General features: G+C 45.3%; 14 protein-coding genes. 12 read left to right on the forward strand and 2 right to left on the reverse strand.

What is annotated here, in order from left to right; translation table 11 throughout:
* The first annotated feature begins 86 nt into the window (after window positions 1-86).
* The 8 genes from AAHF22_RS03800 (at window position 87) to AAHF22_RS03835 (ending at window position 12011) form a co-directional block, all read left to right on the forward strand.
* A complete protein-coding gene (locus tag AAHF22_RS03800; RefSeq protein WP_347323642.1) occupies window positions 87-1091 on the forward strand; it encodes an ADP-ribosylglycohydrolase family protein in 1005 nt (334 codons plus the stop codon).
* A complete protein-coding gene (locus AAHF22_RS03805; RefSeq protein WP_347323643.1) occupies window positions 1084-1827 on the forward strand; it encodes a DUF1361 domain-containing protein in 744 nt (247 codons plus the stop codon). Before AAHF22_RS03800 ends, AAHF22_RS03805 begins: the two co-directional genes overlap by 8 nt.
* A 21-nt stretch (window positions 1828-1848) precedes the next feature.
* Window positions 1849-3624 (forward strand): sensor histidine kinase, encoded by a 1776-nt coding sequence (locus tag AAHF22_RS03810; protein WP_347323644.1) that lies wholly within the window; start codon window positions 1849-1851, stop codon window positions 3622-3624.
* 54 nt (window positions 3625-3678) lie between these two features.
* Window positions 3679-5286 carry a response regulator gene (locus AAHF22_RS03815; RefSeq protein ID WP_347323645.1) on the forward strand — a complete coding sequence of 536 codons (1608 nt, stop codon included), beginning with the start codon at window positions 3679-3681 and terminating at the stop codon, window positions 5284-5286.
* A gap of 894 nt (window positions 5287-6180) precedes the next feature.
* Entirely contained in the window at window positions 6181-7854 is a 1674-nt protein-coding gene (locus AAHF22_RS03820; RefSeq protein WP_371834013.1) for an extracellular solute-binding protein, read from the forward strand.
* A 129-nt stretch (window positions 7855-7983) separates the two neighbouring features.
* Window positions 7984-8877: an ABC transporter permease gene (locus AAHF22_RS03825; protein WP_347323646.1), complete on the forward strand. Its 894-nt coding sequence runs from the start codon at window positions 7984-7986 to the stop codon at window positions 8875-8877.
* Window positions 8878-8904: 27 nt separating this feature from the next.
* Entirely contained in the window at window positions 8905-9783 is an 879-nt protein-coding gene (locus AAHF22_RS03830; RefSeq protein ID WP_347323647.1) for a carbohydrate ABC transporter permease, read from the forward strand.
* Between the two features lie 152 nt (window positions 9784-9935).
* Complete coding sequence (locus AAHF22_RS03835; protein WP_347323648.1) at window positions 9936-12011, forward strand: beta-galactosidase; 2076 nt, start codon at window positions 9936-9938, stop codon at window positions 12009-12011.
* Window positions 12012-13283: 1272 nt separating this feature from the next.
* Here the strand turns inward: AAHF22_RS03835 and AAHF22_RS03840 are convergent.
* On the reverse strand, window positions 13284-14315 hold the full coding sequence (locus tag AAHF22_RS03840; RefSeq protein ID WP_347323649.1) for a glycoside hydrolase family 53 protein: 1032 nt from the start codon (window positions 14313-14315) through the stop codon (window positions 13284-13286).
* A 945-nt stretch (window positions 14316-15260) separates the two neighbouring features.
* Here AAHF22_RS03840 and AAHF22_RS03845 point away from each other — a divergent pair.
* The 3 genes from AAHF22_RS03845 to AAHF22_RS03855 all read left to right on the forward strand — a co-directional run bounded on the left by AAHF22_RS03845 (window position 15261) and on the right by AAHF22_RS03855 (window position 20279).
* On the forward strand, window positions 15261-16880 hold the full coding sequence (locus AAHF22_RS03845; RefSeq protein WP_347323650.1) for an N-acetylmuramoyl-L-alanine amidase family protein: 1620 nt from the start codon (window positions 15261-15263) through the stop codon (window positions 16878-16880).
* A 390-nt stretch (window positions 16881-17270) separates the two neighbouring features.
* The gene (locus AAHF22_RS03850) at window positions 17271-18467 is read left to right on the forward strand and encodes a C40 family peptidase (protein ID WP_347323651.1); all 1197 of its coding nucleotides are present in this window, start codon (window positions 17271-17273) and stop codon (window positions 18465-18467) included.
* 195 nt (window positions 18468-18662) lie between these two features.
* Window positions 18663-20279, forward strand: coding sequence for an ATP-binding protein (locus AAHF22_RS03855; RefSeq protein WP_347323652.1), 1617 nt, complete (start codon window positions 18663-18665; stop codon window positions 20277-20279).
* A 532-nt stretch (window positions 20280-20811) separates the two neighbouring features.
* On the opposite strand, the gene acsA is transcribed toward AAHF22_RS03855, so the two are convergent.
* On the reverse strand, window positions 20812-22536 hold the full coding sequence (gene acsA / locus AAHF22_RS03860; RefSeq protein ID WP_347323653.1) for an acetate--CoA ligase: 1725 nt from the start codon (window positions 22534-22536) through the stop codon (window positions 20812-20814).
* Between the two features lie 388 nt (window positions 22537-22924).
* Here acsA and AAHF22_RS03865 point away from each other — a divergent pair, with 388 nt between their 5' ends.
* Complete coding sequence (locus tag AAHF22_RS03865) at window positions 22925-24040, forward strand: acyltransferase family protein (protein WP_347323654.1); 1116 nt, start codon at window positions 22925-22927, stop codon at window positions 24038-24040.
* Window positions 24041-24445 lie beyond the last annotated feature (405 nt).

Genomic DNA, 24445 nt, shown 5'->3' on the forward strand with positions numbered 1-24445 from the left:
ACCGTTTGGCATATAGGGCAGGAACAGCCAGACGATCTAACCGTCATCGATGAAAATGAATAGAAGTAGAAAGGAAGTACATACGTATGAACTATAATGAAGTTACTCCTCTTCATCACCCACTACACCATGTACGCGATGGCATTATCGGCTTGTTTGTCGGTGATGCGGTAGGCGTACCCTTTGAATTTATGTCCCGTTCCGACATTGCTCGTCGTCCAGCTACCGATATGATCGGCTATGGTACACATCGTCAGCCGCCAGGCACCTGGTCCGATGATAGCACAATGACGATGTGCCTGTTATCCAGTCTGAAGCTGCATCCGATGCTCGATACTGACGATCTAGGTCGTCGATTTATCCAGTGGTATCGTCAAGGTTTATGGACAGCCCATGATGAGTTATTCGATATCGGAATTGCGACAAGGCAGGCGATTCAGCGGATAGAAGAAGCTCATATGCCTGCTGAGGAAGCAGGCGGAATCGATGAATACAGTAATGGGAATGGCTCGTTAATGCGCATCCTGCCGCTTGCTTATCGGCTCCTACATGAAGAGCGAGCGACACGTTATGAATGGATTCGCCGCGTGTCTTCGCTCACTCACCGTCATCCTGTTTCCATATTAGCAGGTGTCATCTATATTGAATTTGCGATTGGATTGTTGACATATGGGCAGCAGCGCACGCTTGCTGAGCATTACGCTGCTCTTTGCCAGACGATACGTGAGCATTATAGTGAACATGCGGAAGTAGAACGATTCCAGCGGATTATGGATGGCTCGCTGGCAACACTGTCAGAGGAACATATCGCTTCAAGCGGCTATGTACTGCATACACTGGAAGCAAGCTTATGGACGCTACTGCATACGCATAGTTATCGCGAAGCGGTGTTGCAGGCGGTTAATCTGGGCGAGGATACAGATACAACTGGCGCGGTCACCGGTGGACTTGCCGGTATATACTATGGATATCAAGCGATTCCGCAAGCATGGCTAGATCAATTGGTTCGTCGTAAAGATGTAGAAGAGCTATGTGAAGAATTTGCGGAGAGCTGTGCAGGGGTGAGCAATGGAGGAATGAAAGATGAATGAAACCGTATGGGGCACTAAACCGTGGACAGGCAAGTTGATCATGTTGTGTGCACTTGGGCTGGCTACATTGTTTTGCTTTTGGATCGGTTCCCATTTGCGTGTGTATACCGGACGTGAGCTGTATCGCTTTTTAAACTGGGATATGTTTCTCGCCTGGGTACCTGTATTGCTTGCCCTTTTGCTGGACGGTGCGATTGCGCTTCATCGTTACTGGCGTATGAGATGGGGCGGTACAGTGCTGATTGTGCTGATCGGTATGTGCTGGTTGCTCTTTTATCCGAATGCCGCGTATCTGGTAACGGATCTGATTCATCCATTTGTCCATTATCGGCCGAGTGGACGTTTTGCCGAGGATCTGGAATTTTGGTATCATCTGTTTCTGTTTTTCAATGCCGGACTGCTCGGACTGGGGTTAGGTACATATGCATTATCATCCGTCCAGCAGCATATCGCTGAGCGGTACGGCAGCTTGATTGCGTGGATTTTTGCGGCGATAGTGCTCGTTCTGAGCAGTATTGGCATTTATATTGGACGCTTTATTCGCTGGAATAGCTGGGATGTATTTACAAAACCACAGAGCATTATTAATAATGTTATGATGATCATTAACGATCCATCCGAGTTGCGATTTATGCTTGTGTTTACAGGCATGATCCTGGTCATTAGCGGAATCGGCTATATTTTAATGCGCGGCGGTATGTATATGATCCGCCGTACCGGCGGTTATAGCTGGTAGAGATAAAGGAGTGCGAAAGGGATGTCCCGCTATAACCTGTTCACCAAGATTGTCATTCTTGTCGTACTAATGCTGATTCCTGTCATTGTACTGTACAGTTACTCTAATCGGACAACAGCGAATGTGCTGCGCAAAGAGCTGAATCAATCCAATATGAATCAGCTTAGCTTTTTTCAAAATCAGGTAAATACGAATATTGAGCTGCTCGCTTCATGGCCGAATCTGCTTATTCATGATCCGGATATTGTGAGCTTCAACGATTTGTATTTGCAAAATGATTATTTAAACCTGGATGCGATCAATCTAGTCAAACGCATCCAGGGTAAACTCGCGATTCAGGAAAGCTCCTCGAACTGGCGCAGTCGTCTATCCATCTATTCGCCTTCTCTTCAACGTCTAATTACCGATAATGACGTCACCACGATTAGTAAAAAGGATGCCCTGCAAAGTTTTCATTCCGGTTGGCAGGTGAGCCAATTGCCTAGCAGTAATGAGAGCGTCCCAACCGAGTTTGAATTTTCATGGACATCGATTCTACCTTACAATGCGACGGTAGAGGCGGACAATATTAGTACGGTGGTTAAGGTTGAATTTGATAGCGGTAACATTCAGGATATGCTGGACAAGTTCAAAAGCGATGGACGGCGTGATCCATTTTATTATAATCCTGCTTTTGGTACGATTTATAATCGTTCAGCTGATCATGAGCTGACCGATGAACTTATTTCCTCGCTGCACCAGCAGCCACTACAGGATTTGGAAAGTCGGACGATTGAGGTGGAAAATAAGCCGTATATGGTCAATGTAGTTCGATCCGAAGCGACGGGCTGGTATATGATCGACTATATTCCGCTCGATGATATATTAAAACCGATCGATGATTCCAATCGTTTGTTTTATCTGGCGATGATCGTACTGTTGCTGATGAGCTGTATTGCTTCCTATCTGCTCTATGCGCAGGTACAGGTGCCGATGCGTCAGCTAATTGCTGGCTTTAACCGTTTGAAGCAGGAAGACTATTCGGTACGAATCAAGCCGAAAGGACGCAATGAATTTGCTTATCTGTCCGATCGTTTCAATTCGATGGTGGAGCAGATTCAGATGTTGTTTGAGCATGTGTATTTGGAGAAAATCCATGTGCGCGAAGCGAGGCTGAAGCAGCTGCAATCGCAAATTAATCCGCATTTCTTTTACAATTGCTTCTCGTTTATTACAAGTATGGCGAAGCTGAACAATCAGCAAGCGGTCATTGCGATGTCGAAAAATTTGTCTCAGTATTACCGTTATACGACCAGACAGGAGCGCGATCTGGTACCGCTATCTGAAGAAATGGCATTTGTGAGTAACTATTTGGCTATTCAGCAAATGCGCATGTCGCGTCTGATGTATACAATTGAGCTGGAAGAAGCGCTCAATGCGGTGCCCATTCCGCCACTATTGATCCAGCCACTCGTAGAAAATGCGGTAATCCACGGTATCGAACCGTATTCATCTGCCGGTCAGCTGATTATTAAAGGCTGGCGAGACGGCGATCACTGGCAGATCAGTGTAGAAGATGATGGTAAAGGGCTGGATGAGGAAGAACGCTTCAAGCTCTGGACCAGTTTACAAGAGCCGCTTGGCGAAGAAATGGGTTGCGGTTTGTGGAATGTACATCAGCGGATGCAGCTTCGGTTTGGCGAGGACGCAGGGGTAACATTAAGCTCATCTATGCTGGGTGGTCTTAAAGTGACGCTTAGCTGGCGAGTAGAAGGTAGAACAGACCAAGAAGTGGATCATCCCAATGAGATAGCCTAAAATGCAGCATGCTAAGACGTAACTTTAGAAAGAGATCAGGGAAGTGAATAAAGTATGGTTAATATTTTGCTTGTAGATGATGAATCGTATGTAACCGAAAGTCTGGCGCTAACTATTCCGTGGCAAGAGCTGCGTATCGATAGAGTATATCGCGCCGATTCGGTCGATGGGGCGTTAGAGATGCTTCGACAGCATGAAATTGAGCTTGTCGTTACCGATATTCGTATGCCAGATCGCGATGGATTGGAGCTGCTAGGAGAATTGGCTAAGCACTGGCCTGGTGTACGCTCGCTGGTGCTTACCGGACATTCGGATTTTGAATATGCGCAGAAGGCGATCCGCTTGAATGCCAGTGATTACATTTTAAAACCGGTCGATGATGATCAGTTTATGGAAAGTGTGAGTAAGGTGGTAGAGACGATCGAGCAAGAGTGGGGGCAGCTAGATAAATACAATCGGCTGGCCTACCGCCGTCAATCGGAACTGGAGCTGCTGCGAGATGGACTGCTAAGCGATATGCTACTCGGACGCGATCTGGGTGGACGAGAGCTGCATGAACGTCTGGAAAGCTACGAAATTGCTCTGGAGCCGGAACGACAGACGCGTATGTTGTACATGTCTACAGGAAGTTCTTTACGTGGAATGGAGGAAAGTGAGGCACGTCTGCTGGAATATGCGCTTGGTAATATTGCGGTTGAACTGCTCGGTGAGCACGACCCGGTCTGGTTCGGTCGTACACCGCATAGTGGACTCATCCTACTCTGGCAAAATGGCGAACAGCCGGATGTTCACAATCGCGAACGTTTACAAGTGCTCACGACCAGTGCAGAAACGTATTTGAAAATCCAGCTCACCCTGTATGTGAGCGAGCCATTTCTGTTCCCAACCGAGATGGCAACCGCCTATCGTCATGTGCTGCGCTCTGCACAGCATCCTGTAGCCGAAAGTCGCTCCCGTATCCAATGGCTACAGCAAGATGATGGTATTCAAGAGCGCCCGGCGATGATCAAATATATGGAGCCACTGTATAAACCGCCAACCTTGATTCATTTGCTCGAATCCGGTCAATGGAATGGAGCACGCGATAAAGTATTGTCTGTGCTCGATTCACTGGAGTCATTGCCGCTCACACATGAGCATTTATATGAAGTGTACCTCGCCGTTAGCAATGCGCTTGTGTACATGTCTCATCATCATGGACATATGCTCGGTGATAGCGATGCAGGTAGCCTTGATCCTTTTGCCGCTCAACATATTACAGGTTCATTGGATCGTCTGCGCAACTGGTGTATGAACGTACTCGGACGATTGGAAGTACAGCAAAATAACAGCACTGCCGAACCGAGCCGTAGCCGCATCGTCAAACAAGTACAGGAGATCGTGTCCGACAGTCTCGGTCAGGACGTGTCCGTCAAAAGCATCGCCGACCGCGTGTATCTACATCCGGTGTATCTGTCCAAAATTTACAAAACCGAAACCGGCGAAGGTTTAGGCGACTACATCATTCGCATTCGCATGGAAAAAGCATTGTATATGCTCAAACACACCAACCGCAAAATCTACGAAATTACCGCCGAACTCGGCTACCAAAACCCGCAATACTTTAGCAAACTATTCAAAAAACACTACGGCATGACACCGAACGAATTCAGGGATCGCTGAGGACGACATAAACATATGTGCTGGGCGGGGACCGCTCCGGAAAGGGATAAGGGCATGGGCTTCGGTGGAGTCGCAGGAATCTACGGATTAGGAAGGCATGTAGATTCCCGCACTCCAAAGTCGCCCATCGCCCTTATTCTCTTTCCTCCGCTCCGCCGCATCAATGTTTATTTCGCAGCGGGAAGGGGCAGGGGAAAGACGAGGTGCGGACAGGGATGAAATTGCAGGATGAAGTTGAGATTTGATCATGCGTGTTGAAAGGCTTATTGGAATGATACTGGAGGGGAATAAATCCTAAATGAATGCATAAGTCCAATGCAAACATTTAAACATTGGAAGATTGAAGTAATTAAATAGTAAAAAGAATAAACTATTGAAAGAAAACTACATGGCCCTACATAGAATAATTAGCTTAGCATAGGCTTTTCAATTGCCGCCCCTCTCCAGGGTCGAATTATTACCACCTCCCACCTCGAACAAGAAGTTTTTACAAGAATCTTTTAAAGATCTACCGCTACCGACCAAATGGTATAAACCCCATCAGAGCGAAGGGAAGGGAATTGGGGAAAAGGACGACTTTGGAGGGACGAGAATCTACATTCCCTCCTAATCCGTAGATTCTCGCCCCTCCACCTGAGTCCGTTCCCCAATCCCTTCCCGTAGCGGCTGCTGCACCACCACCATCCCCACTAGGTACAATCTCATCTAAAGCTTCAAAACACCGAAGAAAGTGGTAAAATTCCACCCAACACCTTGCAAAAGGTGCAGGAATATTAACTTCGTGACATAGGCGTGCCTTCACCCCTCAAGTATAATAAAAACATGAAACAACAACAGTTCACGTACAATACATGTACAACGAGCGGTGTTTAACCTGAAGGGGGAGCAAGCAACATGGGAATGAAGAAAATAGCGGCAGTTTTGCTGACCACGATGTTGACAGCAGGCAGTCTGGCTGCATGTGGTGGAGGCGGCACTTCGAGTAATGGAGCTGCATCGGCGACTACTGAAAACGCATACAAAGAAAAGTACGATCCACCGGTAACCGTAACGACAGTATGGGGGGTAGACCCAGCACTGCAATTTAAAAACGGTGAATCGATCGAAAATAATGTAGCGACTAAATGGGCAAAAGACAAGCTCGGCATCGATATCAAATCACTCTGGTCGGTAACGGATACGAATGGTGCATTTGCAACCAAAATGCGATTGGCCATGTCTTCTGGTCAGGAAATGCCAGATGTAGTAACAATCGGCGACAGAGATTTGCAACTTGCCCAGGATTTGATCGATTCCGGCATGTTTAGTGAGGTTGGGCCACTTTTTGATAAATATGCTTCGGATACATGGAAAAAAGCAATGTCACAAGATCCGAACGCATGGAATCCTTACATGCGTGAAGGCAAAAAAATGGGTATTCCGGTACTTGACTATGCCTACAACCACGATTATGTGCTGTGGATTCGTCAGGATTGGCTGAACAAGCTGAACATGAAAGCACCAACAACGATGGATGAGCTAGAAAAAGTGATGGACGCATTTAAAAATAAAAACCCGGACGGTTTATCCCCGGACAAAGTCGTTCCACTGAGCATCGGTTTCAAAACATCAATGAACACATGGATGGGCGATCCGTCCTGGATCTTCGGCGCTTACGGTACATTGCCACAGCAATGGAATGTTGCTGCTGACGGTACCCTGCAATACGGTTCAGTACAGCCAGGCATGAAGGAAGGTCTGTCCAAGCTGAAACAATGGTTTGATAAAGGCTATATTCCAAAAGAAGCTGCATTGTGGGATGAGAACAAAACATCCGAGCCAGCTGTAGCGGGTACGGCTGGAATTATACCGGGTCCATACTGGATGAGTGGCTGGCCGCTAAAAGATACAGTCAAAAATGTCCCAGATGCAATATGGAAGCCAATTACGATTCCGGTAGGTCCAAATGGTAAAGCGATGCGTCACGGCACAAGCACAACGAATGGCGTAATCCTGATCAACAAAAACATGAAGCATCCTGAGGCGCTGTTCACGTATGAAAACTATATGTTTGACAATCTGGCTAATCCAGATGCAAAAAGTGAATTTAAAAATGGTCTGTTCAAAGGCTATGACTACGATCTGGACGCTTCCGGCAACAATGTTCCAATCGATAAAATCGCTGGCGGTTATGTGAATAGCGTACGTTACCTGCTCGTTCGTGATGGCGCACGTATTCCGAATGCACAAATGGATGCATTGCTGAAGCTGGCAAATGGTGCAAAACCTGAAACACGTCTGGAACGTGATGTCGAAACGACTTACGGCAAAGAAACATCAGAAGCAGCTAAAGTGCTGATGTCCCAAAAAGACATATCTTACCCTGACATGTTTACCGGCCCAACGACACAAAGCATGAAAACAAAAATGGATTACCTGAACAAAATCGAAAGCCAGACTTTTAACGAAATCATCTACGGCAAATCCCCAATCGATGCGTTTGATACCTTTGTGCAAACGTGGAAATCGTCGGGTGGCGATGATGTGACGAAGGAAGTTAACGACTGGTATAGCAGCATCAAAAAATAAGCAAGCTAAATAGTAAACCATCTGTAGCAGATACAGCAGCATACGAGGAGAATAACGACCTGGTCTCCGGGTCGTTATTTTATTCAGTCTGACTTGCGTCTGCATGGCTTGAAAGTAGGAGGAGAGTATATGAAAACATTAAAGAGAACATGGCCGTTTCATGTAATGCTGCTACCATCGATGATTTTCCTGCTGTTATTCAGTTATTTGCCTATGGGCGGCATTGTAATGGCTTTTCAAAATTACAAGCCGTGGCTCGGCTTTACCGGCTCGGAGTGGGTTGGTCTGGATAACTTCCGGTATTTGTTTGAACGTCAGGACAGCGTACAGGTGATTTGGAATACGTTGATCATTGCGGTATTAAAGCTTATTTTCAACCTGCTCGTTCCATTCGTGTTTGCAATTTTGCTAAACGAAATTCGGCGGGTGAAGCTGCAACGGACGATTCAGACGCTGGTTTATTTACCTCATTTCCTGTCCTGGGTCATTCTGGGCGGTATTTTGATCGATCTGCTCGCAACTGATGGGTTTGCTAACCGCATCATCAGCTCGGTGTTTGGCATTCAGCCTATCTTTTTCCTCGGTGATAACGACTGGTTCCGTTTCACCGTGATCGTCTCCGATGTATGGAAGGAGTTCGGTTACAACACGATCATTTTCCTTGCAGCACTGGCAGGGATTAACCCGGCGCTATATGAAGCGGCAGAGATGGATGGAGCGACTCGCTGGAGACAGACGATTCATATTACGATTCCAGCTATCATTCCAATCGCTGCGGTAGTAGGTACACTGGCGCTTGGTAACGTACTGAACGCTGGCTTTGATCAGATTTTTAACCTGTACAATCCGCTCGTTTATCAAAAAGGCGATATTATCGATACGTTTGTGTATCGGACCGCGATTTTGAATGGCGAAATGGGCTTTGGTACAGCGATCGGTCTGTTCAAATCCGTAATCAGTATGGTTCTGATCCTGCTTGCTTACCGTGCGGCTGCCAAATGGGCGAATTACCGCATCTTCTGATGACTTACGAGGGAAAAGAGGGAAACTATGTATTACAAAACAACAGGCTATCGTATCTTTAATGTATTTAATATTGCACTGCTCATCCTGCTCGCAGTGATGTGTGTCGTGCCTCTGATCCACGTGCTGGCCGTATCGTTCAGCTCAAAGGCAGCCGCTGATGCTAACCTTGTCGGTCTGTGGCCAATCCAGTTTTCCGTCGAAGCGTACAAAAAAACGATGTTCAATCCGGTATTTCTGCATTCGATCTGGATTTCGGTATTGCGTACCGTAATTGGGACAGCGATTACGCTGTTTCTCACCTTTCTAGCTGCCTATCCACTGTCAAAGGAAGAGTCTGTATTTAAAGGTCGGACGATTTACTCCTGGCTGTTCGTATTCAGTATGGTATTTACGGGTGGTCTGGTGCCCTTTTATATCGTCATTCAAAAGCTCGGTCTGATCGATTCCTTCTGGGTACTCGTCCTGCCGGGCGCAGTGAATACGTTTCTTGTTATTTTGATGATGAACTTCTTCCGCGGCATTCCAAAGGAGCTGGAAGAAGCGGCATTTATGGACGGCGCAGGCCCGTTCCGTACTTTGTTCACGATGTATTTGCCGATCTCAATGCCGTCGATTGCAACGATTACGCTGTTCAGTATGGTGTTCCACTGGAACTCCTGGTTTGACGGTTTGCTCTATTTGAACAACTCTAACCAGTTCCCATTGGCAACATTCCTGCAAACGGTCATTATCCAGCAGGATATGAGTTCGATGAGCGCAAGTCCGAAGGAAATGGAATTGATCTCGCAGACAACAGTTAAAGCAGCACAGATTTTTATCGGTGCAGCGCCGATCTTGATCGTTTATCCATTTTTGCAAAAGTTTTTTGTTAAAGGGATGACGCTTGGTTCGGTAAAAGAGTAACCATTTCAGGCAAATAGCGTAAGGTCTGTTCCTATTCATCCTATCCTTTGTCCCCTCAAAGAATGGTGGATGGTGACGGGCTTTATGCTTTGTCTGTTAGATGGAAAGTGTAAGTGCAAATCCAATCTCAATCCCAATCAAAGGAGCTTGTCATGACAAATTTCACTACAAATGTTACACCAACCTGGACAACGATGTTGCATGGTGCAGATTATAACCCGGAGCAATGGCAACATCGGCCAGATATTTTGGAAGAAGATATTCGCCTGATGAAGCTGGCGAAATGCAATGTGATGTCTGTAGGTATTTTCTCATGGGTATCGTTAGAGCCGGAAGAAGGTGTGTATACGTTTGAATGGCTTGATCAGGTGCTGGATCGTTTTGCAGCGAATGGCATTCAAGCATTTCTAGCTACACCGAGCGGTGCACGTCCGGCCTGGATGTCGGCGAAGTATCCTGAAGTACTTCGAGTAGAGAAAAATCGTGTGCGCAATCTGCATGGATTCCGTCATAATCACTGCTTCACTTCGCCGGTATATCGCGAAAAAGTAACGGAAATGAATACGCTGCTGGCTGAGCGCTATAGCGACCATCCTGCTGTGATCGGCTGGCATATTTCCAATGAATACGGCGGCGAATGTCATTGTGATTACTGTCAGGAAGCTTATCGTAATTGGCTGAAAAAGAAATACAATAACGATCTGGAGCAGCTCAACCGTGCATGGTGGACGACATTTTGGAGTCATACGTATACCGATTGGGCACAGGTTGAATCTCCAGCACCGCACGGGGAAACGCAGGTTCACGGTATGAATATCGACTGGCGCCGTTTTGTCACCGATCAGACGGTCGACTTTTGCCGTCATGAAATCGAGCCGCTGCGTAAAACCGAGCGTCTGTTGCCGGTAACGACGAACTTTATGGAATTTTTCGAAGGATTGAATTATTGGAAATTTGCTGATCTGCTCGATATTTTGTCATGGGACAGTTATCCAACATGGCATGATCATGATGGCGATACGATGCAAGCAGCCAAAATCGCTATGATGCACGACATTGTACGTTCGATCAAGCAACAGCCATTCCTATTAATGGAGAGCACGCCAAGTCTAACAAACTGGCAGCCGATCAGCAAAAATAAGCGTCCAGGTATGCATTTACTGTCTTCATTGCAAGCGGTCGCGCACGGTTCAGATTCGGTACAATATTTCCAATGGCGTAAAAGCCAGGGTTCGAGCGAAAAGCTGCACGGCGCTGTCGTTGACCATGTTGGACATGAACATACACGCGTTTTCCGCGATGTACAAAGTGTTGGCGATGCACTGGAACGTTTGCAAAGCGTTCGTGGAAGTGAAGTACAAGCGGAAGTTGCTGTTATTTTCGACTGGGAAAATCGCTGGGCAGTTAAAGATAGTCAGGGACCACGCAACTCCGGTATCGGTTATGAAGAAACGGTGCTGAGCTTCTACCGTGCCTTCTGGGAACGCGGTATTGCTGTCGATGTGATCGATATGGAGCAAGACCTGTCCAAATACAAAGTCGTCGTAGCACCGATGCTATATATGGTGCGCGAAGGTGTAGGGGCAAACTTCGAACGCTTCGTTGAAGCAGGTGGTACACTGCTGAGCACATACTGGTCAGGCATCGTCAACGAGACCGATCTATGCTTCCTCGGCGGTTTCCCCGGTCCATTGCGTAATGTACTTGGCATCTGGTCTGAAGAGATTGACGGTCTGCACGAAAATGACCGTAATCGCCTAATCGCCAGCAGCGGCAACCCATTGAATCTACAGGGCGAATACGAAGTGCGCGATCTGTGCGATCTGATCCACCTTGAGCAAGCACAAGCAATCGCAGTATACGGCGACGATTTCTATGCTGGACGCCCAGCACTAACCGTAAACGAGTACGGTCAGGGCGAAGCCTACTATATCGCAGCTCGCACCGCAGACCATTTTATTAGCGACCTGATCGAGCGCATTGCAAACAAAGCCAACGTCAAACGCACACTCAGCACCGACTTGCCACAGCACGTCACCGCACATACACGTGTGCAGGGGAACGACGAATTCGTATTTGTACAAAACTATAGCAACGAAACAAAGTCCGTCCAGTTAGACGACCAGGGCTATGACGATCTGATCGAAGGAACTGTATTGTCTGCTAACAGCACAATCGAGCTAGAACCATATGGTATTCGTATTTTGAAGCGTGAATTTAATCAGTAAGTAGTATTAGCAAGCGATAATGAATCAGTACACAATAAAGCAACAAGACACCACCAATAAGAACCAGCAGAAAAACAAGGTACAGGTTATTCCTGTACCTTGTTTTTGTTTGCAGATTGCATCCCGTAATGATCGAGAGGGAGGTATAGCAAAAGCTTATTTCGCAAAAAACTTATTTCCATTTGCTAATGTAAAAAAATAGGCGTTCTATACATTAATAATTTGGACTCTGTTTTACTTTTGCTATTAAGGTTTGCGCTTAAAGCTTTGATATTAACGTCATGCGCTTAAAGTCGAGATTACACGCTGTTCATGAATGTTTAGCAAGCGTAGAAAAAGAAAATAGTAGTAAAACTATACCTTGAAGCGCTGTAGAGAGCGCAAGGACAGGCGGTTTAAGTGAAAATAAGTTTGTAAAGACGAAGTGCTCACTACTTACTGTGCACTTATTATATTTATATAGCTCAATAGCAGTTTTGGTGTGCCTGTAAACGCTTAGATTCGATTAAGAGGATAAATGATGAAATGATTATATTAGATGTAAATATTGGTGTGAAATATAGTAATAATTAAACAATCAGCAGGGAATAATTAGTGAGGAGGATTGGATAGGAGTGAAGAAGTGAAGGGTGATTTTTTACATTCTGATTTTCTAAAGAACTATCTTTATTTGATGGGTGTAGAGGTTCTAATTATCGACTTTAAAGATGGTACAATAAAAAGCTTTAATGTTCACAAGTCACTTTTTAATGATTTTTGTAATGCAAAACATCCTGATCAATTCTATACCAATGAAATTGAACTACTAATTTCAAAGGATTAAGAGAAAATTAAGAGGAGTAGCTACATTAATTTAATACAATCAGGATCATATACAGATTGCCGCCTGAGCGCCGATACGCCGTATGTTGCGAACCGCACAGAACGTAGGGAAGGAAATAAGGGGAAAGGACGACCTATCGTGTTAGCGTTTTTCTAACATGAGGTTCAATGAAAGGTGATTTTTGCATAAGCAAAATATCTTCCATCTTCCGAGCACGGGAATCTACACGTTCTCCTACTCCGTAGATTCCTGTGCGATACCGGAGTCCGTCCCCTTATTCCTTGCCGGAGTGTTGGTTGCCGCAGCACATAGTACCCTGGACAGCACCATTACTATTCATAATTCACATTAAAATAGCAGTAAAGCTCATATGGATTGCACATAACCTCTTCGTTATAAATCAACTTTTTATTGTACAGCAAACTCCATCACGCATGCCCAGCAAACGACTAATTCAAAAACGCATCCAACGCAATCGTCACTTTGCCTTTTGAATCAAATGCACCTTTTGTATAGGCATACCACGTACCGTATTGCTCCGGTTCCCAGTAAAATACACCAAGACCTTTACCACCCGAAACCGCACGCGTCTTATTCAAAATATCACTCAAGAACGCCTTGCTCGTAGCTGGATCACTAGCGTCCATGCCCACTTCACTAATCATCACTTCCTTGCCATAACGAGCGACCATATCGTTCATATTGTTTAATGTTTGCTGATTCAGCGTCTGCCAGTTGCTCTTATCTGGATATAGCGACATCCCGATCACATCGTATTTCGCACCGTTTGCTTTCAGACCGTCAAACATCCAGCGGAATAGCGAATTGTCATAGCCATTGGATAGATGAACGATAACCTTTGTGCCCGCATTTACTTTTTTCACCGCATCATAGCCGGAATTGATCAACTGAGCAAAATTGTTCATACTTTTGGAAGCACGACCATCTTCCCATAGCATACCGTCATTCGTTTCATTACCAACCTGCACCCATTCAGGTGTGACGCCCTGCGATTTGAGTGTGTTCAGTACATCGTAAGTATGATCGTATACCGCTTGTTTCAGACCGTTAAAGTCTTTACTTTTCCAGGCTCCCGGTTTAGTCTGATGTGCCGGATCTGCCCATACATCGCTATAATGGAAATCAATCATAATACGGAACCCCATATTTTTGGCGCGTACCGCTTGCTTGACCACATCGGCTTTGTTGGAGAAATTAATCGATGGATTCACCCATACACGCAGACGAATCGAGTTGATACCATGATCTTTCAGAATTTGAAGTGCATCCTGTTTGTTACCCGCATCATTGTAAAAAGCCCAATTGTAAAATTCCATTTCCGATAGCCAGCTGACGTCGGCTCCTTTGGCAAAAGCAGTCGCTGCTTCGGCTTTCGGTGCAGGGGTAGCCGCAACACTAAGTCCGCCAATCATCGTCAAACTAAGTGCGAGTGCCGTTAATCGCTTCATGATTTTCTTCATCGGTTTTCATCAGCCTCCAACATATTGTATGCGTTTACAAAAATGTGTGTTCTTCGCGAAGGAACAGATTTATTGTAGCTTGAATTTGTCAAAGTCGGTACGATACAATCTAAATATTTAAGCACTTTTCTCAAGATTATGAAGATATGAAGAGCAGATGTTAACAATCAATGAGAAACAAGTTACCTACAATAATGTAGATACGGCAGGTTAATACGCTCCCGATCGTTATTCCGCATAGATGAGCATAATATTGAACTCCATTATCGTGCTATTTTTTGGTAAAAGGCGTAGTGATGCACCCTGTGCGAGGCAAAGTTTACAAGCTTGCTAATTCTGATTATCATAATAAAAGATATACATAGCGCCTCATGTCTGATTAAAATGCTCTCTAGCTGGATGAACTTTAGCATGGAAGCAATTTTCGGTACAGTCAGCGATTTCTGCTTGCAGTATGCGCAGGCACAGTCATCAATCATTAAAGCGGTTGTGCATTAAGGCGAAGGGGGAGTGAATGGAATTACTGTTATGCAGTTAGCTACTGTTAAGTAGTTATCGCGTGCAGTTATTCGTCACCTACACATATTGCGAACAAAGTAAAACATTCGTTGTCAGCCATTCGTCAATGTAAGCGAACAGTATACAAGCATCAGAGCAAGCGATCTGCATCATCTGCCTATCGTATGAAATACAAATTATAATCAATCCATATTCCGATATAAATAGAATAGATGCGATTGCAACACTTTCTGCTTGTCATCTGTTATTTATATAGAAAAAAGCGGCTATAGGCGGCTAGCCGTTCGTCGGTGTCCGACTGAGGACAGAGGCAGCGACCATTATGGTGATGCTTCTAGTGCACTGAAGTCAGGCAGGTTAACAACAGGGACAGACTGGACGCTCGTTTATCAAATTAATGTCAACCAGAGAATGGCAGGGGAATGTATGAACAAAAAACACAATTGGATATTGGGAATGCTGCTAGTGCTATTGCTGATGGTTATGCCATCAGTTGGACATGCAGCACAGCAGGCGCACATCAACTTGAACGGCAAAGAACTTAGCATGCCGAGTAATGTGGACATCGTAAGTATGAAGGGAAGCGTCATGATTCCACTGCGCGTCGTTGTGGAACAGCTTGGTTACAAAGTGAGCTGGGCAGGTCCGAGCCAGACGGCTACGATTAGTCAAGGTTCTAATGTGGTCGCACTTACCGCTGGCAGCACCACAGCGATCGTCAATGGCAAACAGTTCGATCTGGAGGCGGCGCCGATCATCCAGCATGGTACTACGCTTGTGCCGCTGCGTTTCCTGGGCGAAAATACCGGTGCGACAGTCAAATGGGACAATAGCTCGAAGACGGTATTTTTAACAATGAAGCAAAGTCAGCCAGATTCTTCTGGCGATAAAGGCAGCTCGACGGACAAGGGAAATTCGTCAGGCTCCAATCAGTCAGGGAATACAGGTAGTCCGAGCAGCAATTCCGGTGCTGGTAGTGGGGATCAGGGAAACACAACGCCAGCCCCAAGTGCGATGATTAATGCGATGAGCTTTAGCGATAATCGTCTTACAGTGACAGTAGATGGTACTGTGAAGCCCAAATACAGCTCGCTTACGAATCCGGATCGAATCGTTGTCGATTTGCCGAAGACAGGCTTGTCCGATGCTTTCCTGGGTGGACAGACGATGTCGGTTGGACAGGTAGGCAAATTGGATGTGACAGGGTATCCGCAGGTGGCAGGTGTACGTTACTCACTCTTTAACAGCAGTCCTTCAACCGTTAGAATCGTGCTTGATCTGACACAGGCGCAAAAGTACAAAGTGATTACTGATACTAAAGGTTTGGTTATGGTTGAGCTAAACGCTACGACCGATACTACCAATACACCGGGCGGTACAGTACCATCTGGATCAGGCGATACCACGACACCAGGTACAGATCCTTCGAGTAATGGAGCGGGAAATACTGATAATGGCTCCACACCGATCACACCAACACCTGGCTCAGGCCCTGGACAAAATGGCAAAAAAGTCGTTGTCATTGATCCCGGTCATGGCGGTACCGATCCAGGTGCGATCAGTTTAAACAAACGCAACGAAAAGGACTTTACACTTGCGGTTGCACTCAAAGTACAAGCATTGTTACAGCAAGATCCGAATATTGATTTTGTGCTTACGCGAAGTGATGATACGTATCCAACATTGCCAGATCGGGTAAAGCTAGCTAATAATTTGCATGCAGACGTATTTGTATCGATTCATGGTAATAGCACGACTTCTAAAGTATCTCCAAGTGGAACCGAGATTTACTATACCCGTCAGCAGAGCCTTGACTTTGCGAAAGTCATTCATGATCATGTGGTGCAGGCGCTAGGTCTTCCGGACCGTGGTATCCATGCCAAGAGCCTGCATGTTACTCGTGAAACGACTATGCCGGCAGTCCTGATTGAAGCAGGCTACCTCAGCAATGCGGGAGACGAAGCATTGATGTATACGGACGAATTCCAGCAAAAGCTGGCACAAGCGGTCGTAGACGCAATTAAGCAATATTTGAATGTACAATAGGTAACAAAAGCATGAAATACGTGTAATTTTTATTCGACAGCGTTTGATTCATTGTGGTATAAATGTGGTAAGCAACTGTGATACAAAAATGACGTGTTTGTCATTTTGTTAGTGATCGCAGACTTGTTTACCACATTTTTTTGTTTTGATACACATCATTGTTGCATCAATCGGGTGATTCCTGCTGCTAGAAGGCTAGTAATGGAATAACAATTGGAACTGCGTCTTAAGTCCTGCACAGCGTATTGTTGATAACGGCTTCATTTATCATTTGTGTAATTACTTTATCATTTATGTAATTACGTTATCGTTTCTCATATGACCATCCATGTATACATAACTTCATGATCAGACAGCATGACAGACAAAGAACCGCTGAGGAGGACATCCATGAAAAGAAAGCTCATTACACTACTGACTGCTGCCGTATTGTTAACTTCCGTGCCAGAAATTAGTCAGGCGGCGGTAACTCCCGTTCCGATTGGCAAAATCAATATGCCGGTTAACTTTCGTTCGGGTCCAAATACAGACAGTACCGTGTACAGCACACTTCAGCCTGGTACAAGTATTAAAGTTTTAAGCGAAGTAAGCCCTCACTGGCTTCGTATCAAGGTTGGTGTAAAGACAGGTTACGTATCGGCTACTTACGTCGATTACAAGCCGCTGACGACGGCATCCAGTGCTTCATCTGCTTCCAGCAGTAAAAGCAGCACGACGTCTTCTGGCAGTGCAAATACAGCTAACAGTAGTACAGCTAGCAAAAGCACATCCAGTTCTTCCAGCACGACGATATCTTCACCAGCACTCGCTTCTTCCACAGCAGTGACAAGCACAGACGTGACGACTAATACCGCTCCTTCGGTAAATGTCAATCCGAACGCACCAGGCACAGGCATCGTGGAAAAGGGCGTTAATTTCCGCGCTGAGCCGAATACGACTAGCAGTGTACTGCGCGTACTTACGGCAGGTGAGACTTTCAGTGCATTGGAACAGCCAACGGCAGCCTGGGTGAAAATACAGGATAAAAATGGAGTCACCGGCTATGTATCTACCGATTATGTATCCTATACATTACCTGCTTCACAAACAGCCATTCTAGCTGAGGTGCCACAGCAGACGGTCGATCAGGTGGAAGATAAGCCATTCAATCCGCCAGCACCAGCTTTTAACTTCCCAACGCTGTCCACAGGTCAGCCGCTAGATGAAGCTTCTGCGGATCGCATCCTTGCGAATGCACTTGCTTTACAGGGCATTACACAATACGGCTACGGTAAAAATGAGGCACCGACATTGTTCGATTGCTCTTCTTTTACTCGTTATGTGTTCGGGCTGGAAGGCATCGATCTGGCGTGGGGAACACGCTATCAGAAAGATGTAGGGATTGCGGTAGACCGCGGACAATGGCAAAAAGGTGATCTGCTCTTTTTCTCGGCAGGTGATCCAAATGTGATCACACACGTAGCTATTTATGCAGGCGATAATAAGATTGTACACAATAGTCCAAGCTTGAATGGGATTACAATCTCTAACCTGGATCTTGCTTACTGGCAGGATCATTACGTAACAGCTCGCCGGGTATTACGTTAAAATCGTATAGTTTGTGTGCCCGTTCGGTGTCATAGGCGATACCTAACGGGCTTTTTATGCCGAAAGGGTTAGCGGCATTTATGCAGTATAGGGGGTTTATACATGGTAAAAGTCAGCCTTTATATGTTATGCTATTGATATTATGAAGATAACGTTTGCTTACTGCAATTGATTATACCCACTCAGGGAGGCAGCATGAATATCGATCCTAAAGCACCAGCAATTGACTGGGAGTATGTAGTTCAAAATTTAAAATCATCTGTGACCATTGCAGACGCACGCAAGCCGGATTCCCCGCTTGTATTTGTGAATGGGCATTTTACGGATCTGACTGGCTATACTCGTGAGGAGGCAGTAGGCTATAACTGTCGCTTTTTACAGGGAGAAGACACGAATCCAGAGACGGTTCAGGCGTTTCGCGATGCGCTGGCGAAGCAGGAATCCGCAACGATTGAGATTCTGAATTATCGTAAAGATGGTTCTCCTTTCTGGAATGAAGTCAATTTGGACCCGATTTTTGACCAGAATGGTGAATGTCATTATTTTGTAGGCATTCAGTTTGATATTACGAAGCGCAAAGAAGCAGAGCTTCAGGTGTTACAAGCGAAGGATGCGGCAGAGATTGCCAATGTTGCGAAAAGTCGCTTCCTTGCTAATATTAGCCATGAGATTCGGACACCGCTCAATGGGATTATCGGCATGACCGAACTGATCCTGTTAAACGAAGTGGAAGAAGATCTGCGCGACAATATGAAGATTGTACAAAACAGTGCCGAGACATTGTTAACACTGATCAATGATATTCTCGATTTTTCCAAAGCGGAAGCTGGGAAGATGAATTTGGAGAGTATCGAATATAATTTGCATGAGCTGATGGATATGACGATTAAGGCACATCGCCCACTCACATTGGAGAAAAGAATCGCTTTAAATCTGCATATCGATCATAGTGTACCGGAACGAGTATTTGGTGATCCGCATCGGCTTAAGCAGGTGCTAAACAATCTGATCGGCAATGCTGTCAAATTCACACGCCAGGGTTCCGTAGATGTATCGGTCACTGGATTTGAAGATCAAGGTGAAGAATTGAAGCTGCGATTCCGTGTAAAAGATAGCGGCATTGGTATTGCCAGCAAAGATCAGGACAAGCTGTTCCAGAGCTTCAGTCAGGTTGATGATTCACAAAGTCGTGAATTCGGCGGTACCGGTCTTGGACTTGTGATCAGTCAGCAGATTGTTGAATTGATGCAAGGTACGATTACTTTAGAAAGTGAACAGGGCAAAGGTAGTGTGTTTGAGTTTACGATTCCTGTTCGTTATCCAGTAATGTCTGATCCGCGTAGCGATTCAAACACACTGGTGAAAAAGCTATCAGAAACAGTCGCCCGTCAACCAAAGTCGCCTGATGGGCCTGACAGGGAGAGCGCACGTCTGAGCGTACTGCTGGCAGACGATGATCGAATTAGTCGTCTGATCACATCGCGTATGCTAAACAAGCTTGGTTACTACGTAGATACGGTGGACAACGGTCTGGAAGCAATCCGCCTATTAGAGCAAGATGATTCTTATGATCTGATACTGATGGACATTCATATGCCAGTCATGGATGGACTGGAATCGACCTATGCGATCCGCCATTCCAAAACGATCCAAAACAAAGACATTCCGATCATTGCGATTACCGCCAATGTGTTCAAAGATAACCATGATCATATTGTCGAAGCTGGTATGAACGGTGTATTGTCCAAGCCGGTGCAAATGGAACGTCTGATGGAGCTAGGACAGCAGCTGGAAAAGCAGAAACGTCTGTAAAAGCAGAAACGTCTGCAAAAGCGTATACTAAATCTATTCAAGTCTATTCAAGTCTATTCAAGTCTATTCAAGTCTATTATTGAAAATTCACCTTTTATGAAGTGTTTTTTAAGTTTTTATTGAGTAGCGAAAGCATAACGAATGTAGCGTAAGTATAATGCTACTTGTGCTATAGATAAACAATGTACGCGATCACCGTTTATGTGTACATGTACATCATACATTCATATCATACATTCATATAAAGAAAAGGCTGTACCTCTGTCAGGTTTACGACAGGTGTACAGCCTTTTTTGCGTGTCTGTGTGTTTATAGGTTGAATACTAAACTGTCAAAATGGAGACATAGCGGCATAGCAGCGTATTGCAAATCATTGAAATAAATCAATAGTTCAATTAAATCAATAATAGAAAGAAGATAGACCGCGAAACAGTGGGGCATTCGTCAGACGTGTACGTATCCATATGACCATAAATCACAGGAATCGCATAAGCAGAAAGGGATACCGGTTTACCCATCATGACAGGAAGGATTAATCTTCCAATGTGGACAGATCGCCTGTCGGCAATTCCAGTTCCCATGCTTTCAACACACGCCGCATAATTTTACCACTTCGTGTCTTCGGCAACTTGTCTTTAAATTCAATCTCACGTGGTGCAGCGTGAGCGGACAATCCTTCTTTGACAAAACGGGTAATTTCCTGCTTCAGCTCGTCAGACGCTTCATAACCTTCACGCAGCGAGATAAACGCTTTGATCACCTCACCGCGCACTGGATCAGGCTTCCCGATTACCCCTGCTTCCGCAACGGCTGGATGTTCAACCAATTTACTCTCGACCTCAAATGGACCTACACGTTCGCCAGAGGTGTTGATCACATCGTCAATGCGGCCCTGAAACCAGAAGTAACCATCTTCATCCATATAGGCAGAATCACCGGAAATATACCAGCCATCGATTCGCATATACTCTTCGTATTTGGCTGGGTTATTCCAAATTTTGCGCATGATCGACGGCCACGGTGTTTTAATAGCGAGATTGCCCATACGCAGTGGGGGTAATTCATTTCCTTGATCATCCAGAATAGCTGCTTCAATGCCAGGCAATGGACGCCCCATCGAGCCTGGACGCATATCCATACGTGGATAGTTACAAATAAGCTGTGCCCCGGTTTCCGTCATCCACCATGTATCATGGATACGCTGCTTGTACACGCGATAGCCCCAGCGAATCACTTCGGGATTAAGCGGCTCACCAACGCTCAGCACATGGCGGAGCGAGGACAGATCATATTGCTGCACCGCTTCATCACCTGCACCCATCAGCATACGAAAGGCGGTTGGTGCGCTATACCATACGGTTACGTTGTAGCGTTGAATCGTCTCGTACCAATCCTGCGGACTAAAGCGACCGCCACGAATCACATTCGTTGCACCATTTAGCCAGGGAGCAAAAATACCATACGATGTACCGGTTACCCAGCCTGGATCGGCGGTGCACCAGTATACATCGTCCGGTTGCAGATCGAGTACAATCCGTCCGGTATATTCATGTTGTAGCATCGCACGATGCACATGATACACGCCTTTAGGCTTACCAGTCGAACCGGATGTATAGTGCAGAATAAGACCATCTTCACCATCGACCCATTCGATCTCAGCTTCATCTGAAGCTTCAGCCATCGCATGACCGAGATGGATATGATGTTCAGCCAGTTCAGACTCATCGCCATAGACGATAATATGTTTTAGCTCAGGCAGCTCGGCTTCCGGCACACGTCCAACAAGTTTAGGGGTCGTTACAATCGCGACCGCACCGCTATCTTGTAAACGATCACGTACAGCGGTCTCCATAAAAGCTTCGAAGAGAGGACCAGCAATCGCGCCAATTTTAATAATGCCGAGCAGGGTGAAATACAGTTCAGGTGTGCGTGGCATAAAAATAAACACGCGATCTCCTTTGCCAATTCCAAGCTTGCGCAGCATATTGGCCGCCTTATTGGACTCACGGCGTAATTGCTCAAATGTATAACTTTCATCACGCTGAGGATCGCTGTAGTGAAGGGCAATTTTATCCTTCAACGCGGAAGTGGCGTGACGATCAATAGCTTCATAAGCAAGATTCAGTTTCCCGGTTTTATGCCAGCTAAATCGTTGTTCAACATCAGACCAGTCAAATTCCTTACGGGCTTGCTCATAATCCATCATATTGGCTTGTTTGGCTTCGGCAGCAATGATTTCGATCGTGTCTTTTCCCATAATGACCTCCACATGATTTAAAGTGTCGTAACCACTTCCATATATAGCGCTTACATTTTAAGATACTACCATTTCACAAAATGTTCAAATTCTTTCTGGCCGTTTATCCAAATCTCGATGCGAAAAAGTGTTGAATTTTCGAGTATTAACATACATAATATTACAAAAGTTATTCATATCGCGAAACTTTTTAGGTAATTAAGCGTCTATACTATCGAAATTTACAAATATCGACGTAAATCAAGATTGGTATACCGCCTGATGAATGTTCCTGAACAACTCGGTCGATCTGTCATTGAACAAATAAGGCGTAGAGAGGATGAGGCTCATACTAAGAATGATATGTAATCGAATAGAATCTAATTTATAAAGAGGGGTGTATAACGTTATGAGTCGTCCATCTATTCCTGCAAAACCGAGGCAAACGATTGATGAAGTGTCGATCATTCGTGTCATTGCCTGTCTGAGTGTCGTTCTGCTGCACTCGATCAAATTTTCTACAGGTGAGAGCACCGATGGGGCGGTAGAGTTCGGACTGTGGTCACTGGCGGGCTTATTGTCGTTTGGTACATCTACATTTGTGTTTATTTCAGCGTTGATTTTGGCGTATTCATATCCAAAAAGTTTGCCGAATGGCTTTTATATGAAAAGGATTCGCTTTTTGCTCATTCCATTTGCATGTATGGCGGTCTTTTATGCGATTATATCGGGCTTGACTAAAGATTGGTCGATTCCGAAGTTAGTCGTATACAATCTGCTTGGTGCGTATCATGGCTGGTTTGTGCTCGTTATTTTTCAATTTTATGTGCTGCATCAATTGTATGCGAAGTACATTGATCGGTTTCGACCAGCAGTTGTACTGGGCGTATCGTTTGTAGTGACGGTCGTGTATCTTGGGTTTTTCAATCTGGTGCCACCGCCGGATGGTCAACTGGCAGCTTACATATGGGAGCGCGGGTACTGGATGCCATTTACAGGCTGGCTGTTTTACTTCTCGCTTGCTTATTATTGCGGACGTAATTATCAGCGTTTCCTGCGTGGGCTGGAGCGGTATAAATGGTGGATTGTAGCTGCATTGCCGCTAACGGCTGGTTTGATCGTGTACAATAATGCTTTTTCAAGCTTTGGCTTTGGTTCGAAGCGTGTCGATATGATTGGGTTTACGGTTGTGATGATTTTGCTATTGTTCTTGTCGTTCCGCGGCGTGAAGCGTATACCGCCGATCGTTACGCTCATTAGTCAGTATTCGTTTGGTATTTATCTGGTGCACTGGTTTTTCCTTGATATGATGGATCGTGCGGTGGAGCGCTTTGGCATACAGCTTGGTTATTTGGAAATTCCGCTGTTGTTTGTCGTGGGGATTGCCTGCTGTATGGCGACGATCTGGGTGTTTAATCATGTGGTGCCGTTTGGACAGTATGTGGTGGGGCGGATTAATGTTGGGCGCTCTACGCGTGCGCAGGCGAGTGGACGAGCGACTGGGGCGGCAGCAGCGGAAAATTGATTGTTGGTGTGCTGTAGTAGGGTGAATGTCGGGAAGTAAATGTAGTGCCATACATGCACTAAAATAAATGCAGTGCAATACATGCAAAACAGTGAATTAGATTCAAAGATCTGAATACATTTTGTAATGCGAATGGCGAATTAGAATTTATAAAGTATCTGGGTACAGTTACTTGTCATTGTATGACCTACACTTAAAGCTTATTCCGTAATCGATTTTAATTGAAACATCACAGTCGTTTAAAAACCTCTGCAATGCTATTTAACTCTTATGAGTATGGCAAAGCGGAGGTTTTTCTTTTTAGAACACTTTGATAGAGCATGATGCGGTATTACGCTGTATAATAGTCAATCTTAAAATCAGTAATTGTAGCGACAGCGATTAAGAGAAATCAACAGAAACTAA

Origin of the sequence: Paenibacillus wenxiniae (genome assembly GCF_039822605.1) — a bacterium.
Taxonomy (GTDB): domain Bacteria; phylum Bacillota; class Bacilli; order Paenibacillales; family Paenibacillaceae; genus Saccharibacillus; species Saccharibacillus wenxiniae.